Raw genomic sequence first — 18,115 nt, forward strand, 5'->3', positions numbered from 1 at the left:
GTGATTAATATAAAAGATAGGATAATTACATCAGATTTTAAGCAAGAAGACATAGAGATAGAAACAAAACTCCGTCCACAATCTATAGATACATATATAGGGCAAAAAAAGGTAAAAGAAACTTTAAAAGTATATATAGAGGCTTCTAAAATGAGAAATGAACCTTTAGACCACGTTTTATTATATGGCCCACCAGGGCTTGGTAAAACAACATTGTCTAATATTATAGCAAATGAAATGGGCGTTAATATAAAAACAACCTCAGGACCAGCAATAGAAAGAGCAGGAGATATGGCGGCTATATTAAATTCTTTAAATGAAGGAGATATTTTATTTATAGATGAGATACATAGGCTTAATAGGACAATAGAAGAAGTGTTATATCCAGCTATGGAAGATTTTTCTCTTGATATAATGATAGGCAAAGGACCAACAAGTAAAAGTATAAGGGTAGATTTGCCTAAATTTACTCTTATAGGAGCAACAACAAGAATAGGACTTTTAACAAATCCATTAAGAGATAGATTTGGTGTTATAAGTCGTTTGGAAATGTATAATGAAGAAGAACTAAAGCATATAATAAAACGTTCGGCTAATGTTTTAGGCATAGAAATAGATGATGAAGGAGCATTAGAAATAGCTAGACGCTCTAGAGGTACACCAAGGATAGCTAATAGACTTTTAAAAAGGGTAAGAGATTTTGCACAAGTTAGATATGACGGAAAAATAACTAAGCTTGTTGCAGATGAAACACTAAATTTATTAGATGTGGATAAGCTAGGACTTGACCCGATAGACCAAAAAATATTAAAAACTATTATAGAAAAATTTTCAGGGGGACCAGTTGGGATAGACAACCTTGCAGTGTCTATTGGTGAAGAAAGTGATACAATAGAAGAAGTGTATGAACCATACCTTATACAATTAGGGTTTATAAAAAGAACACCACGAGGAAGAGAGATAACAAAAACAGGTTACAAACATTTTGGGATAAAATTTGACAAATAATAATACTTTTTTAAAAAACACTCGTATTATTATAATATAAAAGATTTAGGAAGATTTAGGAGGACAGAAATATGAAAAAGAAAGTTGCTATAATAGCGGGAGTTATAATACTAGGTATAGCAGGGATAACTGTTGGAAAATCAGTTATCAAGCCTAAAAAAGTAGAAACAATTCCAACAGTGCAAGTGGATAATGTTAAAACTCAACAAATGATAACAACTGTAGAAGCGAAAGGTACAGTTGCTTTTAGAGATAAAGTATCAGTGTATGCTAAAAATTCAGGTAAAGTAAGCAGTAGACCTATAAAAGAGGGAGACCCAGTAAATAAAGGTGATGTTTTAGTTCAGTATGACCAATCATCTTTAAAAACATTAAAAAGACAATTAGAAGATGCAAAGCTTTCTTTACAATCGGCTAACTTAACATTACAAGGGCTTATGTTACCAGCAGATGAAAGTCAATTAAAACAATTAGAATCTCAAATTAGTCAATCTGAAAAAAATATATTAGATTTAGAAAATAATCTTATACAAGTAGATAAAGATATAAATAAAGCCCAAACAGATTTAGATGGAGCTAATATATTATATTCTCAAGGAGCTATATCTAAGTCTGAGTTTGATAAATTTGAAACTTCTCTTACTACTTTAAAAAATCAAAAAATAGGGTATCAAAATAGCTTAGATGCTGCAAAAAAACAATTAGAGGCAAATAAGGCTCAATATGAAAACACTAAAAATAAAGCTTCAGACCCTAATACAAAAAATAAAATAGATAGCCAAAAAGTTATGGTAGAACAAGCACAGTTAAAAGTAAATCAACTTACAAAAGATATAAATGATTTTGAAACAGCTTCTATATCTCCTATAACAGGTACATTAGTAAAATTACACGTTGTAGATGGTGAGGCGGTAACAGAAGGTAAAATAGTTGCGGAAGTAGGAAATTTAAATGATGTTATTATAGAAGCTAACATACCAGAATATGATATGGAAGGCGTAGCAGTAGGTCAAGATGTGCTTATAAAAAGTGAAAGTATAGAAGGTGAATATAAAGGGAAAATAACAAAAATATATCCTTTAGCAGAGCTTAAAAATATTGGCGGTAGTGAAAAAAGTGTAGTAAAAGTAGAAATATCTATGCCAAATAATACACCTTTAAAAACAGGATATACAACAAATCTAACTATTACAACAAAAATAGATGATAATGCCTTAGTTATACCTATTATGTCTTATATGTCAGAAAAAGTAAATGATAAAAACTCTGAATATGTATTTGTTGTTAAAGAAGATGGAACGTTAGAAAAAAGAACTGTAAAAGTAAAAACTATTAAAAACTCTGTTGCATCAGTAGAAGGTCTTTCTGAAGGAGAAAAAGTTGTATTTTCGCCAACAGAAAATATGAAAGAAGGTATGAAAATTATACCAACAGACCAACCAGTACAACCACAAGGTAAATCTGAACAAGGTGCTAGTCCTATTATTATGTAATGGAGGTGCTAGTTTATGAGTATATTAGAAATAAAAGATGTAAAAAAAGTATACAGAAATGGTAAGATAGAGGTAGAAGCTTTAAAAGGAATAAATTTTAGTGTTGAAAAAGGCGAATTTGTTTCTATAATGGGGTCTTCTGGATGTGGTAAATCTACAATGATGAATATATTAGGGTGTTTAGACACACTTACATCAGGAAGTTACATATTAGATGGTGAAGATGTTAGCAAAATATCTGGCAAACGCCTTGCTTTTGTTAGAAATAAAAAAATAGGGTTTGTTTTTCAATCTTTTAATCTTTTACCTAAATTATCGGCGTTACAAAATGTAGAGTTACCTATGGTATATGCTGGTATTGGCAGAGAAGAAAGAAGAAAAAAAGCACTACATTCTTTAGAGATAGTAGGTTTATCAGGACGAGAACATCATAAGCCAAACGAAATGTCTGGTGGGCAAAGGCAAAGAGTTGCTATAGCTAGAAGTCTTGTAAACGACCCAGCTATAATATTGGCAGATGAACCGACAGGTAACTTAGACTCTAAGTCTACATTTGAAATTATAGAAATTTTTCAAAAATTAAATAATAATGGTGTAACAATAGTTATGGTTACTCACGAACCAGATGTTGCAGAATATACAAAAAGAATAATTCGCTTTAAAGATGGAGTTGTTTTAGAAGATTATTTTAATCAACCACAAAAGATTGTAGGTGAAGACTAATGAATATTATAGAGAATTTTAAGTCGGCTATATTTAATATTCTTTCTAGTAAAATGAGAACTTTTCTTACAACGCTTGGTATAATTATAGGTATAACGTCAGTTATTATTATAACAGCCATAGGTAAAGGGTTTAAAAATAATGTAAATAGTACATTTTCAGATATAGATACAGGTACTATATCAGTAACTACAGCATATGACGAAACAATAAGAGATAAAGATAAATTTGTCTTAAAAGATTTAGATAGGCTAAAAGATATTAAAAATGTAGATACAGTTATGCCATCATATTCTACTAATGTATCTGTAAAGTTAAAAGACCCATCTAATTTAAAAAGTTGTTTTATTTATGGTGTAAATGAAGATGCAAAAAATTTAAAAAAAATAAAAATGAAATATGGAAGATTTATAGATGAAAAAGATAGACAATCAAAAGCTAAAGTTTGTGTTATAGATAATAATCTTGCAAGAGAAATATTTGGGAGAGAAGATGCAGTAGGAGAAACAATATCTATAGAAACTGTTGTTGGAAAAATAAAAAGTACAAATTTAGAAATAATAGGTATAAATTCAGTAGAAAATACAGGATTTTATACACCTAATATATATTATCCAGTAGAAACAGCTATGGAGTTTTTAGATAACCCTTCACAAACATTTGAAGGCATTGATTTAAAGCTTGTAAATAGTAATAAGTTTGAACAGACTAAAAGAGAAATAATAAAAGTTTTAAATGCAAATCATAACAATGAAGAAAAAAAATATGGAGTGCAAGGTAATCTTGAGTTAGTTAAGTCTATGTCAGGTACTGTTCAAATATTTACATTATTTATTGGTCTTGTAGCAGGTATTTCTCTTTTAGTAGGTGGTATAGGTGTTATGAACATAATGCTTGTAACAGTAACAGAAAGAACAAGAGAAATAGGAATAAGAAAGTCATTAGGGGCTACTAATAATAATATAAAAATGCAGTTTTTAATAGAGGCTATAACTGTTGCTTTATTAGGTGGGGTTATAGGAATACTATTTGGATATTTAGGTAGTTTTTCTATAGGTAAAATAGCTACTATAGTAGGAGCTAAACTAAAACCAGATGTTTCTATCCCAGTTGTTTTAGGTGCAGTTATAACATCTAGTATGATAGGTATAATATTTGGTGTTTATCCAGCTGGTAAGGCAGCAAAGTTAGACCCAATAGAAGCGCTTAGATATGAATAAAGGAGTGTGATAATATGAGTATATTTGAAAATATATCTGCTGCTATATCTAGTGTTTTTTCTAACAAAATGAGAACATTTCTTACTATGATAGGAATTATAATAGGAGTATCATCTGTTATAACAATAACAGCACTTGGTAAAGGTGTTGAAAAAACTATTAAAAGTGTTTTTGATGTATTAAATTCTAAGTCTATACAAGTTATGCAAAATTGGAGTGCTAGTACTACACCAAAAGATAAAGTTGTTATAGGTGATGTAGAAGTTGTAGGAAAACACCCTAACATAAAATATATATCTGGCTATAAAGAGGTAAGAGGTAGCATAACTTTAAAAAATCCTGAAGAACAAGAAGTTGTATCTATGTTTGGGTCAGATGTAGACTTTTCTCGTATGCAAAAAAACTTTTTTAGGATAAAATATGGTCGAGTTTTTACTGAACAAGAAAATAGAAATAAAGCTAGAGTTTGTATTATAGATGAAGATATGGCTAGAAAAGTTTTTGGTAGAGCAGATGTTGTGGGTGAAGAAGTAAAATTATATATAAATAAAAAAGATTATAAGTTTAAAGTTGTAGGGGTAACAGATAACAAAAATGCTAAGCAAATGGGAACTATTATACCTATACCTATTAATACAGCTTTAGATATATATGATACTAAACAAATAGATTTAATATATGTAGAGCTAAATAATACAGAAAATTTAACTAGATCTAAAAATGAAATAATAAGAATATTAGCAGCTAATCACAATACAACAGATGATAAATATATGGCTATAGCTAATATTGAACAAGTTAAAAATATAGAAAAAGTTATAAAAATGTTTACAGTATTTATAGGTTTTGTAGCAGGTATTTCTCTTTTAGTAGGTGGTATAGGTGTTATGAATATAATGCTTGTAACAGTAACAGAAAGAACAAGAGAGATAGGTATAAGAAAATCATTAGGTGCAACTAATAGTAGCATAAAAATACAGTTTTTAATAGAATCTATATTTATATGTACTTTAGGAGGAATTTTTGGTATAGTGATAGGATATTTAGCTAGTATTATTTTAGGAAGTGCTTTAAAAGATCATTTTACTAAAATATTAGGAGTAGAGCTTGTAACACCGTCTATATCTATGCCAGTAGCTATAGGAGCTATGCTTATTTCTACAATAGTTGGTGTTATATTTGGTGTTTATCCAGCAGGCAAGGCAGCTAAGCTAAACCCAATAGAAGCACTTAGATATGAATAGATTTTAATAAATATGCAATATTTAAAGAAATTAAAATATAATTCACCAGTTATATTAACTTTTGCTTTAATATGTTTAGTAATATTAGTATTAGGTTATGTAACAAGTGGATATACTACAACAAAGTTTTTTTGTGTATATCGTTCAAGCCTTGTAGACCCATTATCATATATAAGAGTTTTTACTCATATATTAGGGCATTTTAATTTTCAACATTTTTTTAATAACTTTTTAATAATACTTATAGTAGGACCTATGCTAGAAGAAAAATATGGAAGTAAGCTAATATTATTACTTATTGTTATAACAGCTTTTATAACAGGAATTGTACAAATAGTTATATCAAAAGATGCACTTTTAGGAGCTAGTGGGATAGCTTTTATGCTTATTATTTTAACATCTTTTACTAATGTTGAAGATGGTAGAATACCTATAACTACAGTGCTTATTGCTACAATGTATATAGGAAAAGAGATATATTACGGTATTTTTATTAATGATAATATATCACAATTAACGCATATTATAGGTGGTATTTGCGGTATAATAATTGGTATGTTTATATCTAAACATTATAAAAGGAGAAACTATTTATGATAAAACTTGATATAGAAGATTTTATATTTGAAGTAAAAGATGAAATTTTAAGCTATGAAGAGCTAGGAGAAGAACATGCAAAAAAATGGGAAGAAAGATTTTTAGCTTGGCTTAAAGATGATAAAATAAAAAAGAAAAATTTAAAAGTAGAAAAAGGTAATACATTTTATTTAATAGATGATGAAAGCGAAATATTTGATATAGCAGATGAATATTATTATGCAGTAGATAGTAATAATATAGAAGAATATTGGGAAAAATTTCAATAATTAATAATGTATAATGTAGACTAAATATACTATATTTTAGACTAATTTTTTTAATTTTTATGTATTACATAAAAAATTATGAAAGTTATAAAAATTCTAGTTGCAACATATAGCTTTGTCTTAAATTATATAAAATAGATTTTAGATGGTTTAGCTTTTGTACCAAGAAACTAGATTTTTTATATATTATTTCAAAAAATAATATTGTTATTTTTTTTGAAAGGTTGTAGATTTTGTCTACAACCTATTATAATATCTTATAATTTTCAAGTGTTTTTGTAAATGTTCTATAATATTTATTGTAGAACATTTAAAAATGCTTGAAAATTATTCTTTTTTAATATAAAATTATAATGTTATATTTTGTATAAATATAGATAAAAATAAAAGTTTAGGTGAAAAAATGAACGCTAGAGAAATTGCAGTATATGCACTTATAGATATATTGGAACAACAATCTTATAATAATTTAACATTAAAAAAACTTTTTAATGATAATAAAAATATAAGCCCACAAGACAGAGCTTTTATAACAGAACTTGTAAATGGTACATTAAGAAATATTATTTATATAGACTATATAATAAATAGTTTTTCTAATACAAAAACTAAAAAAATGAAACCACTTATATTAAATATATTAAGAATATCTGTATATCAAATGAAATTTATGGATAAAATACCTGTTTCTGCAATATGTAATGAGGCGGTAATATTTACTAAAAAGAAAAAATTTAATGGTCTTACTGGATTTGTAAATGGTGTTTTAAGAAATATTGCAAGAAATATAGATAATATAGTTTTGCCAGATGAAAAAAATGAGCCAATAGAATTTTTAGCTATAAAATATTCTTATCAAAAATGGGTAATTGAAAAATGGATAGCACAATTTGGCTATGAACAAACAAAGAAAATATGTGAAACAAATATATTATCTCCTAAAGTATGTATATGTATAAACACAAATAAAACTACAAAAAATGAATTAAAAGATTTACTTAAAAATGAAGGTATGAACGTAGAAGAAGGTAAAATAACAAACAATAGTTTATATATAACAAAAACAAAAAATATAGCAGAAAGCAATGCCTTTAAAAATGGTCTTTTTCATATTATGGACGAAAGCTCTATGTTGTTAGTAGATATATTAAATCCTAAAGAAAATGAAACCATAATAGATGTATGCTCAGCACCAGGAGGTAAGTCTTTTTATTGTTCATATCTTATGAAAAATACAGGACAAATTTTTTCTAGAGATATACACAACCATAAAATAGATATTATGAAAGATTCTGTAAAAAGACTTAATATAAAAAATATAACATTAGAGCTAAAAGATGCTACAAAATTTTATAAAGAAAATGAGGAGATAGCAGATAAATTAATTATAGATGCTACTTGTTCGGGGTTTGGTATAGTAAGAAAAAAACCAGACATAAAATATACTAAAACAGAAGATGATATAAAAGAGCTTGTAGAAATACAAAGAGATATATTAAAATCATCTTATAAATATGTTAAAAAAGGTGGTACACTTATATATAGTACCTGTACATTATTTAAAGAAGAAAACGAAGAAAACATAAAATGGTTTTGTAAAAATTATGGATTTGAACTTTGTAATATTAATACAAATTTAAAAATAGAATATTTACAAAAGGGATATATAACTATTTTACCTAATATGTTTAATACAGACGGATTTTTTATTGCAAAGTTAAAAAGAATAAATTAGAAAGGTAATTTATGGAAAAAATAGATATAAAAAACCTTAGCTTAGAAGAGCTAGAACAAGAAATAATAAATATAGGTGAAGCAAAGTTTAGAGCAAAGCAAATTTTTGAATGGTTGCATAAAAAAAATGTTTTTTCATTTGATGAAATGACCAACTTATCTAAAGAATTTAAACAAAAATTAAATGATAGATTTAAAATAACAAAAATTGAGATTGTAGACAAACTTATATCTAGTATAGATAAAACTACCAAATATTTATTTAAGTTAGAAAATAATCACATTATAGAAAGTGTATTAATGAAATACAGCTATGGAAATGCTGTTTGTATATCTTCTCAAGTAGGTTGTAGAATGGGTTGTACTTTTTGCGCTTCTACATTAGATGGACTTGAAAGAAGCTTAACAACAGCTGAAATGTTGTCTCAAATATATGAGATACAAAAAGATAGCAAAGAAAAAATAAGAAGTATTGTGCTTATGGGCAGTGGAGAACCATTTGATAACTTTGACAACTTTTTAAAATTTATAGAAATAATAAACCATAAAGATGGTTTAAATATAGGGCAAAGGCATATAACTGTTTCTACTTGTGGTATTGTACCTAAAATATATGAGCTTGCAGATAAAAAAATGCAAATAAATCTTGCGTTATCTTTACATTCACCAACAGATGAAGGAAGAAAAAACATTATGCCTATTGCTAAAAAATATAGTATTAAAGAAATAATAGAGGCTTGTAAATATTTTGCTAATACTACAAAAAGGCGAGTAACATATGAATATGCACTTATAGCAGGTGTTAATGATTCGGAGCAAGATGCTAAAGAGATAATAAAACTTTTAAAAGGTAGTCTTTCTCATATAAACCTTATACCAGTAAATGATGTTAAAGAAAGAAACTATATTAAAAGTTCTAAAAATCAAATAAGAAAGTTTGCAGACACACTTATAAAAGCAGGGATAGAAACAACTATAAGAAGAGAGTTAGGTAGCGATATAAATGCGGCTTGTGGCCAACTTAGAATAAGTTATAAATATTAGAAAAGAGGTGTTTTTATGATAGGCTTTGGTAACACTAATGTGGGTAAAACTAGAAAGACAAATCAAGATTATGTATATATAAATAATGAACCAATAGGTAGCCTCGATAATTTATATATTATTGCAGACGGAGTTGGTGGGCATAATGCTGGAGAAGTTGCTAGTGAATCTGCAATAGATTTTTTTGAAAAGTTTATATATGAAACTGAAGATGATGAAGTATTAGATTTATTAGTGTCTGCATTAGCTTATGCAAATGAACAAGTATTTAAACTATCAAAGACAAACAAGCAATATGAAAATATGGGTACAACTTTACTTGCTGTAACTATAAAAAATAATAAAATATTTATAGTACATGTAGGTGATTGTAGGTTATATGGAATAAGAAATAATAAAATAGTTCAAATGACCTCAGACCATACTTATGCTATGGACCTTTTTAAAGCAGGTATTATATCAAAAGAAGAGGCGGAACAATCAAAAGATTCTAATATTTTAACAAGAGCTATAGGTACAGAAAAAAATGTAAAAGCAGATGCTTTATTTTGTGATGTATTTGAAGATGATATATTTATAATGTGTTCAGACGGTCTAAGTGATATGGTATCTAACGATGAAATTTTTGAAATATCATCTAAAGATATAGAAACAGAAGATAAAGTGGAATACCTTATACAAAAAGCTAATGAAAATGGCGGAAAAGACAATATAGCCGTTATTGTTATAGAGAAACAGAGGTGATAATATGAAACTAGAGCCAAAAACAGTTGTTAGCGATAGATATGAAATTTTAGAGCTAATAGGTGTGGGTGGTATGGCAAATGTATACTGCGCTAAAGATTTAAAACTAGATAGAAAAGTTAGCTTTAAAGTGTTAAAGGAAGAATTTATAGATGAAGAATTTATAGGAAAGTTTAGTAAAGAGGCTAGAGCTGCAGCAAGAATATCTCATATTAACATAGCAAATGTATATGATGTTGGTAATGATGGTAATATATATTATATTGTTATGGAGTATGTAGATGGTTATACTTTAAAGGATATTATAAAAACAAAAGCTCCTTTTACTAATGAAGAAGTTTTGGGTATATCCATACAAATAGCAAATGCTTTAGAAGTTGCACATAGCAATAATATTGTACACAGAGATATAAAGCCACAAAATATATTAGTAACAAAAGATGGTGGAATAAAAGTTACCGACTTTGGTATAGCAAGAGCTACTACCTCTAATACAATAACAACAGACACAATGGGTAGTGTACATTATTTTTCGCCAGAGCAAGCAAGAGGAGGATATGTAGACTTTAAAAGTGATATATATTCTCTTGGTATAATAATGTTTGAAATGATAACAGGTAAACTACCTTTTGATGGTGATGGTGTTGTTCAGCTTGCTATGAAACATATAAATGAGCCTTTACCAGATATGAAGGAGTTAAACCCTAAAATATCTAGCAGTTTAGAAAAAATTATTTTAAAAGCTACTAATAAAAATTCAGACAATAGATATTCTTCTACTAAAGAGCTTAATTTAGATTTAAAAAAAGCTTTATCAGATGAAAGTGGAAAATTTGTAACAGAAAATAGTATTGACGAAGATAGCCCAACTATTGTTATAAAACCAGAAGAAATAGAGCAAATAAAAAATATGTCAAAAAACATAGATAATAAAGTAAAAGAAGATAAAGCAGTTGATAAAATTAATCAACCAGCAAAAAATATGGAAAAAGCTCCAAAGCAAAGCACTAAAAATATATCTATGCCAAAAATAAATAAAGAAGACGATAAATCGTTAGATAAAAAAGTTACTATATGGGCTATTATAACATCTTTATTAATTATAGGTGTAATATCTGGATTTTTAATTGTTTGGTTATTATCGGATGGCAACTCTAAAGTTCCAGATTTTAAGGGAAAAACGTGGGAAGAAGCCGTAGAAATTGCAAAAAATAAAGAAATATATATAACAAATACAAAAGAAGAATATGACCCAAACATAAAAGAAGGAGCTATTATAGACCAAGATATAAAAGCCGGTCAAAAAGTTAAAAAAGGTAGTAATATAAATGTTACTCTTAGCTTAGGTAGCGGAAGATTTGAAGTAGAAAATTTTGTAGGACTTGATATATCAGAAGTATATAAAAAAGTTGAAAACTTAAGCGTAGAGCTTAAAGAAGAATATATATATGATAACAATATTCCAATAGGTAAAGTTGTAAAACAAAGACCAGAAGGTGGAACTAGCTTAAACCCTGGAGATAATTTAACATTATATATAAGCAAAGGTAAAGAAGAAGATGAAACAAGTGTAGCAGTGCCATATTTAATAGGACTTAGCGAAAGCGAAGCTAAGAGTAAAATAAAAAAAGAAGGACTATCTGTTGGTAAAGTTAGCAAAGTAGAAAATGATACTGTACCAGAAGGTAATGTTATAGAACAAAGCATAAGCTATGGCAAAGAAGTGCCAGAAGGAACAGCTATAAGTATTGTTATAAGCAAAGGTAAAAAACAAACAACAGAAAGTACAACTCAAGCAATTGTTCAAGATACATCAACAGAAATTACAACCCAAGCTATGTCAGAATATAAAGAAACAACAACTTATCAACCAGTTTTAAAATCTGAAAACTTAGTTATAAACCCTACATTACCAGAAGGTGTGGAAAATGTAGAAGTTAAAGTTGTAAAAATAGTTGATGGACAATCTATTACTATATGGTCTAGCAACCATAATGTAAGTAGTTTTCCATTATCTATTACTGTAACAGGAGATAAACCAGCACAGTTTGAGCTTTATATAGACGGTAAGCTTATTGGTACAGAAATTAAAAACTTTAATTAATTTATATATTAGTGGTATTTAGCATTATTAATAGTGTTAAATATCACTATTTATTTAGTAATAAACATTTATTAATATCATAAAATAATATTTGAAATAACGTATGAAAAAAGATTGTTTATTTATACAAAGGATAAATAACCTAGAAATCTAGCTTTTTACATAATTTCAGGCAAAGTCTAGTTTTGTGATTAAAATTTTTATATAAAGTATAAAAATGAAAAAAATTAATCAAAAATATTTTGTTTTCAGCATGTAGTATTTAATATTTATTTTTTGAGGTGTAATATGTTAAAGCAAGATGATTTTAATTATTTAGAAAAAAAATTAAGTTTTTGGAGTAAAATTACCCCAGAAGAGCAAGAACAAATATTAAAAGAATCAATAAATAAAAAATATAAAAAAGATGAAAATATATATAATCCAACTAAAGAATGTTTAGGCATTATTTTAATAAAAAAGGGAGAGCTTAGGTCTTATATTTTATCTGAAGAAGGAAAAGAAGTAACATTATATCGTTTAAAAGAGGGTGATATTTGTGTTCTTTCATCATCTTGTATACTAAATAATATAACATTTGATGTTTATATCGATTGTGAGAAAAATACAGAGGTAATTATTATAAATTCTATTTTATTTTCAGAATTAGTAAATAAAAATGTATATGTAGAAAATTTTATATTAAAAAATACAGTAGATAAATTTTCTAATGTAATGTGGACAATAGAACAAATTTTATTTATGAAATTTGATACTCGTCTTGCTATATTTTTATTAGATGAATCAACAAAATTAGGTACAAATAACATAAAAATTACTCATCAACAAATAGCAAAATATATTGGAAGTGCCAGAGAGGTAGTATCTCGTATGTTAAAGTATTTTGAACAAGAAGATATTGTAAAATTATCTCGTGGCACTATAAAAATTATTGATAAAGAAAAATTAAAAAAATTGATTTAAAATTATTTAAGCTTCATTTTTATATTTTATTTTACATATAAGCTGTGTCATAGTCCCCATAGGGCAATAAACACACCAAGAATTAGGCTTAAATAATATCATTGTAATAAATCCTAATACAGAGGAAGTTAGCATAACGCTATAAAACCCAAATGCAAATTGTGCTATCCAAGGAGAAACATTAGCATTATAAGCCCAGTGCCACGGAAGCTTAATAGTCCAGAGCAATGTTACAAACTGTTTTAGACTATTAGCACCAGAAAACACTAGATAAGTTGTAAATAACATATTAATAAACATTAGCATAAAAAATGTTAAAAAGCCGTATCTAAACCATTTTTTACGTAAAAACTTAGGAATAGGTTTATTTCTTGATAATTTTAATTTTGTACCTAAAAGGTTAAATAATTGTCCTCTACCACAATAATTGTTGCAATAGCCTTTTTCTTTTCCAAAAATAGACATTAATAACGGTATAAAAAAACATAACAATCCAAACCAAGCAAATAAAATATTAAAAAATCCTAGAATTAAATAAATAACAGATACAATCCATAAATAATCATACCATTTTTTACTTTTATTCATTTTTAAACCTCCACTTCTATTAATTCTATAACATTTGCAGGGCAAATAAAAATACATTTTTTACACCCTACACATAAATTTTCATCAACTTGAGAATACATACCTCTTTTTATAGAAATAGCACCTCGGGGGCAAACTTTTTTGCAACGTCCGCAAGCTACACATTCTTCTTTTAAAACTTTAGCCTTTTTTTTAATCATAAAAACACTCCTTGAAATATAGATTGAGTATATTATAATAAAATATATTAATTTTATCTGTGATTAAATCACAAAATAGAAAAAATGATGTTTAACTTGACAAAAAAATATATAATGATATAATAAAAAATAATTTTTTAGATTTATGGAAAAAATAAATAGTGAGGTGATAAAATGGTTTTAATAGAACAGCTTGTTAAAACATATGGTGAGGGAGAAAATGCTGTAAATGCACTAAAAGGAATAGATTTACACATAGAAAAAGGAGAAATTTTTGGCATAATAGGACTTAGTGGAGCAGGCAAAAGCTCTCTTGTAAGATGTTTAAATCTATTAGAAAAACCTACAAGTGGTAGCATAAAAATAGATGGCGAAGACATAATAAAACTATCTAAAAAGCAACTTAGACAATCTAGAAAAAAAATCGGTATGGTTTTTCAACACTTCAACCTTTTAATGAACTCTACTATTTATGAAAATGTAGCTTTTCCAATGCGTATAGATAATAAACCTAAAGATTATATTGATAAAAGAGTGAAAGAGCTTTTAGACCTTGTAGGACTCTTAGATAAAAAAGATATGTATCCGTCTATGTTATCTGGTGGGCAAAAACAAAGAGTTGGTATAGCTAGAGCAATAGCTAATAACCCTAATATTATTATATGTGATGAAGCAACAAGTGCTTTAGACCCTGAAACGACAAAAGCTATATTAAGCCTTTTAAAAGATATAAACAAAAAATTAGGTATTACAATTATTATAATAACTCATGAAATGGACGTTATAAAGCATATTTGCAATAGAGTAGCTATATTAGAAAAAGGTAAAATAGCCGAATGTGGCTTAGTATCAGAAGTATTTGTAAATCCAAAAACACAAATAGCAAAAAGCTTTTTTGATTCGGTAGACGTTAAGCTAGAAAATGACATTTATCAAAAGGCATTAGATGGTAACGGTATCGTTATAAAAGGAATATTTATAGGAGAAACGTCTACGGCTCCTTATATATCTAAAATGATAACTAAATATAACGTAGAAGCATCTATCTTACTTGGTAATATTCAACATATGGATGACACATTAATAGGTACTCTTGTTATAAAAATAACTGGTGAAGATGAAAATATTAATAATGCAATAAACTATTTAAAAGAAAATAATGTTTTAGTAGAGGAGGTACACTATGAATATTAATACAGAATACTTAATGCAATTAAAAAAGATAGTTTTACCTGCTTTTAATGAAACTTTATATATGGTATTTTTTTCTAGTTTATTTTCTATTATATTAGGGATATTTATTGGTATTATATTATATATAACAGAAAAAGGTGGAATATTAGAAAATAAGATTATAAATAAAATCTTAGGCTTAATAATAAATATTGGTAGAAGTGTACCTTTTATAATATTAATGATTGCAGTTTTTCCATTATCAAAATTTATAGTTGGAACAACATTAGGCTCTAAGGCAGCAATAGTCCCATTAACAGTGGCAGCAATACCATTTGTAGCTAGAATGATAGAAGCTTGTTTAAAAGAAATAGATAAAGGTGTTATAGAAGCATCAATATCTATGGGAGCTACGGAATGGCAAATTATATATAAAGTTTTGATACCAGAAAGTATGTCTGCTATTATATCAACCATTACTACAACTATTATAAGCATTATAGGATATTCTGCAATGGCAGGAACTATTGGTGGTGGTGGACTTGGTAGTGTAGCTATTACATATGGTTATCAAAGATATAGAGATGATATATTAATAATAAGTGTATTATTAATGGTTATATTAGTGCAAATAGTACAAACTATCGGTAATATATTAAGCAAAAAATTAAATAAAAAATAAATATTATAATACTATAAAAGGAGTGATGTATTATGAAGAAATTTTTAAAAACAACATTATTAGCCATAACAGTTTGCGTTGGGCTTTCAGCTTGTGGCTTACCTAAATCGGACACTAAAAATGATGGAGACAAAACACTTAAAGTAGGTGCTACAAGTGTACCACACGCAGAAATATTAAATCATGTTGTAGATAATTTAGCAGAAGAAGGTATTAATTTAGAGATAAAAGAATTTTCTGAATATACTGTTTTAAACCCAAGTTTATCTGCAGGTGAAATTGATGCAAACTTTTTCCAACATACGTCATATTTAAATAATTATGTTGAAGAGACAGGAGAAAATTTAGTTTCTGTTGGGCCAATACACACAGAACCAATGGGAATATATTCTAAAAAAGCTAAATCTTTAGATGAGCTTACAGAAGGAGATAAAATAGCTATACCTAATGATGCTACAAATGGGGCAAGAGCATTACTTCTTTTAGAAAAAAATGGTATTATAAAGCTAAAAGAGGGTGTGGGAGATAAAGCTACTATATTTGATATACAAGAAAATTTAAAAAATGTAGATATAATAGAAATGGATGCAGCGGCTTTACCAAGAGCATTAGATGATGTAAAAATGTCAGTTATAAATACAAATTATGCGCTTGAAGCAGGATTTAATCCTATGTCAGATGCAATAGCTATGGAAGGTAATGATTCTTTATTTAGCAATATATTAGTAGTAAAACAAGGAGATGAAACAAAACCAGAAATACAAGCTTTATATAGTGCTTTAACAAGTGATGAAGTAAAACAGTTTATAGAAGATAATTATAAAGGAGCATTAATACCAGCTTTTTAATAAATTTTGAATAATTTGTACAAAAAAATAAATATAAAAAGACTAAAATTGGTAAAAATTTTTCTTGACTAAAACATTTTTTTGTGCTATTATTATATAGCAATCAACACGGGGAATTTTAGTTGATTATAGTATTTATTATAAACGTAGTTTTTTAAATGAAAATTGAAAAAGGCAAACTTATTGAAAAATAAGGACGCAAAGCCACAGGTCTAAATGTTTTACATATGACGGCTGGGTTACCAAAGTTGAATTATGACATATATTTTAATATTAATATGCCTAAGGTATAGGTATGTTAATAAACGATTTATAAGTTCTGTTTGGTAGCCATACAGAACTTTTTTTATGCAAATTTAAGGCTACCTTCAATTTTGGGGTTTATAAATTTTTTGCTAGCAATTAATAAAAGGTATTAAAAATTAATATATTATTATTTGGGGACTTATAATATGTTAATAATTTATGTGATTTGTTAAGGGTAATACTTGAACGGAAAAAAATAAGGGTTGAAGATATTTTCTTCAATCCTTATTTAGTTGTAAAAATAATTTATAAAGTATATTTTTTAATAAATTTTTGATATAATAAGTAATTAAATATTAAAAGAGGTGATATATATTAACAAATATATTTTGATAGGTAATCCAGTTGACCATAGCATTTCTCCATTAATACATAATATATTTTTTAAAGATATGCAACAAGATAAAAATGAATATGATAAGGTGTTAGTTAAAAATTTAAATAACTGTGTTATAGATGAGTTTTTAAATAAAAAAATATTAGGACTAAATGTTACAACACCATATAAAAAAGATATAATGAAATATTTATACAAAATAGATAAACAAGCTAAAATGATAGGTGCAGTAAATACTTTAAAATATACAGATAAAGGATATATAGGATATAACACAGATATAAATGGTATGGAAGATACATTATTAGAAAATGATATACCCATTAAAGATAAAGAAGTATTGATAATAGGGGCAGGTGGTAGTGGATATACCGCTTGTTTTATGGCTTTAAAAAATAAAGCTAAAAAATTAGTAATAGCTAATAGAACTATTGAAAATAGTATAAAATTAAAAGAACATATATTAAAATATTATAAATATGCAAATATAGAGATTGTTCCTTTACAACATATAGATAACTTACAAAATATTAATATAATAATAAATACAACAACTATTGGATTTGGAGAAAATATAGAAAAATCACCTTTAAAAGATAGTTTTTTTAAAATAAATAATATAGATTTTGTATTTGATATTATATATACTCCTTTTAGAACTAAACTTTTACAAATAGCAGAAAATAATTATATTAAAAATGTAAATGGATTTAATATGTTGATATATCAAGCGTTAAAAGCACAAGAAATATGGCAAAATATAGTTATAGATATTACATATAAAATAAATTTTAAAAATAAGATTTTATCGGAATATAAAAACATAATTATTGAATAA

At 26.8% G+C, this 18,115-nt stretch carries 18 protein-coding genes and 1 riboswitch; of the genes, 16 read left to right on the forward strand and 2 right to left on the reverse strand.

The window, feature by feature from the left end; genetic code table 11:
• The first annotated feature begins 9 nt into the window (after positions 1-9).
• The 12 genes from ruvB to NBW53_RS01160 all read left to right on the forward strand — a co-directional run bounded on the left by ruvB (position 10) and on the right by NBW53_RS01160 (position 13,143).
• Positions 10-1,008 (forward strand): Holliday junction branch migration DNA helicase RuvB, encoded by a 999-nt coding sequence (gene ruvB, locus NBW53_RS01105; RefSeq protein ID WP_250278986.1) that lies wholly within the window; start codon positions 10-12, stop codon positions 1,006-1,008.
• Positions 1,009-1,079: 71 nt separating this feature from the next.
• A complete protein-coding gene (locus tag NBW53_RS01110; RefSeq protein ID WP_250278288.1) occupies positions 1,080-2,501 on the forward strand; it encodes an efflux RND transporter periplasmic adaptor subunit in 1,422 nt (473 codons plus the stop codon).
• Between the two features lie 15 nt (positions 2,502-2,516).
• Positions 2,517-3,224 (forward strand): ABC transporter ATP-binding protein, encoded by a 708-nt coding sequence (locus tag NBW53_RS01115; RefSeq protein ID WP_284345821.1) that lies wholly within the window; start codon positions 2,517-2,519, stop codon positions 3,222-3,224.
• On the forward strand, positions 3,224-4,444 hold the full coding sequence (locus tag NBW53_RS01120; RefSeq protein ID WP_250278289.1) for an ABC transporter permease: 1,221 nt from the start codon (positions 3,224-3,226) through the stop codon (positions 4,442-4,444). The genes NBW53_RS01115 and NBW53_RS01120 overlap by 1 nt, the downstream gene beginning before the upstream one ends.
• Before the next feature lie 14 nt (positions 4,445-4,458).
• Entirely contained in the window at positions 4,459-5,688 is a 1,230-nt protein-coding gene (locus NBW53_RS01125) for an ABC transporter permease (RefSeq protein WP_250278290.1), read from the forward strand.
• Between the two features lie 12 nt (positions 5,689-5,700).
• Positions 5,701-6,285, forward strand: a complete 585-nt coding sequence (locus NBW53_RS01130) for a rhomboid family intramembrane serine protease (protein WP_250278291.1) — start codon at positions 5,701-5,703, stop codon at positions 6,283-6,285.
• A complete protein-coding gene (locus NBW53_RS01135) occupies positions 6,282-6,554 on the forward strand; it encodes a hypothetical protein (RefSeq protein WP_250278293.1) in 273 nt (90 codons plus the stop codon). The genes NBW53_RS01130 and NBW53_RS01135 overlap by 4 nt, the downstream gene beginning before the upstream one ends.
• Before the next feature lie 403 nt (positions 6,555-6,957).
• Positions 6,958-8,289: a 16S rRNA (cytosine(967)-C(5))-methyltransferase RsmB gene (rsmB, locus tag NBW53_RS01140; RefSeq protein WP_250278294.1), complete on the forward strand. Its 1,332-nt coding sequence runs from the start codon at positions 6,958-6,960 to the stop codon at positions 8,287-8,289.
• 11 nt (positions 8,290-8,300) lie between these two features.
• A complete protein-coding gene (gene rlmN, locus NBW53_RS01145) occupies positions 8,301-9,332 on the forward strand; it encodes a 23S rRNA (adenine(2503)-C(2))-methyltransferase RlmN (RefSeq protein WP_250278295.1) in 1,032 nt (343 codons plus the stop codon).
• A gap of 15 nt (positions 9,333-9,347) precedes the next feature.
• The gene (locus NBW53_RS01150; protein ID WP_250278296.1) at positions 9,348-10,076 is read left to right on the forward strand and encodes a Stp1/IreP family PP2C-type Ser/Thr phosphatase; all 729 of its coding nucleotides are present in this window, start codon (positions 9,348-9,350) and stop codon (positions 10,074-10,076) included.
• 4 nt (positions 10,077-10,080) lie between these two features.
• A complete protein-coding gene (pknB, locus tag NBW53_RS01155) occupies positions 10,081-12,180 on the forward strand; it encodes a Stk1 family PASTA domain-containing Ser/Thr kinase (protein ID WP_250278297.1) in 2,100 nt (699 codons plus the stop codon).
• A gap of 288 nt (positions 12,181-12,468) precedes the next feature.
• Complete coding sequence (locus tag NBW53_RS01160; RefSeq protein ID WP_250278298.1) at positions 12,469-13,143, forward strand: Crp/Fnr family transcriptional regulator; 675 nt, start codon at positions 12,469-12,471, stop codon at positions 13,141-13,143.
• Between the two features lie 6 nt (positions 13,144-13,149).
• Here NBW53_RS01160 and NBW53_RS01165 read toward each other — a convergent pair whose 3' ends face one another.
• Together NBW53_RS01165 and NBW53_RS01170 are read right to left on the reverse strand one after the other, a co-directional pair.
• On the reverse strand, positions 13,150-13,731 hold the full coding sequence (locus NBW53_RS01165) for a 4Fe-4S binding protein (RefSeq protein WP_250278299.1): 582 nt from the start codon (positions 13,729-13,731) through the stop codon (positions 13,150-13,152).
• A gap of 2 nt (positions 13,732-13,733) precedes the next feature.
• Entirely contained in the window at positions 13,734-13,931 is a 198-nt protein-coding gene (locus tag NBW53_RS01170) for an ATP-binding protein (protein ID WP_250278300.1), read from the reverse strand.
• 174 nt (positions 13,932-14,105) lie between these two features.
• Here NBW53_RS01170 and NBW53_RS01175 point away from each other — a divergent pair, with 174 nt between their 5' ends.
• The 4 genes from NBW53_RS01175 (at position 14,106) to aroE (ending at position 18,115) form a co-directional block, all read left to right on the forward strand.
• Entirely contained in the window at positions 14,106-15,125 is a 1,020-nt protein-coding gene (locus NBW53_RS01175) for a methionine ABC transporter ATP-binding protein (protein ID WP_250278301.1), read from the forward strand.
• The gene (locus tag NBW53_RS01180; protein ID WP_250278302.1) at positions 15,115-15,786 is read left to right on the forward strand and encodes a methionine ABC transporter permease; all 672 of its coding nucleotides are present in this window, start codon (positions 15,115-15,117) and stop codon (positions 15,784-15,786) included. The genes NBW53_RS01175 and NBW53_RS01180 overlap by 11 nt, the downstream gene beginning before the upstream one ends.
• Positions 15,787-15,818: 32 nt before the next feature.
• Positions 15,819-16,634 carry a MetQ/NlpA family ABC transporter substrate-binding protein gene (locus NBW53_RS01185; protein WP_250278303.1) on the forward strand — a complete coding sequence of 272 codons (816 nt, stop codon included), beginning with the start codon at positions 15,819-15,821 and terminating at the stop codon, positions 16,632-16,634.
• Between the two features lie 163 nt (positions 16,635-16,797).
• A riboswitch (cyclic di-GMP riboswitch) is annotated at positions 16,798-16,881 on the forward strand.
• A gap of 388 nt (positions 16,882-17,269) precedes the next feature.
• Positions 17,270-18,115: a shikimate dehydrogenase gene (gene aroE, locus NBW53_RS01190; RefSeq protein ID WP_250278304.1), complete on the forward strand. Its 846-nt coding sequence runs from the start codon at positions 17,270-17,272 to the stop codon at positions 18,113-18,115.

This window comes from [Clostridium] colinum (genome assembly GCF_940677205.1).
Taxonomy (GTDB): Bacteria; Bacillota; Clostridia; order Lachnospirales; family CAG-274; genus Tyzzerella; species Tyzzerella colina.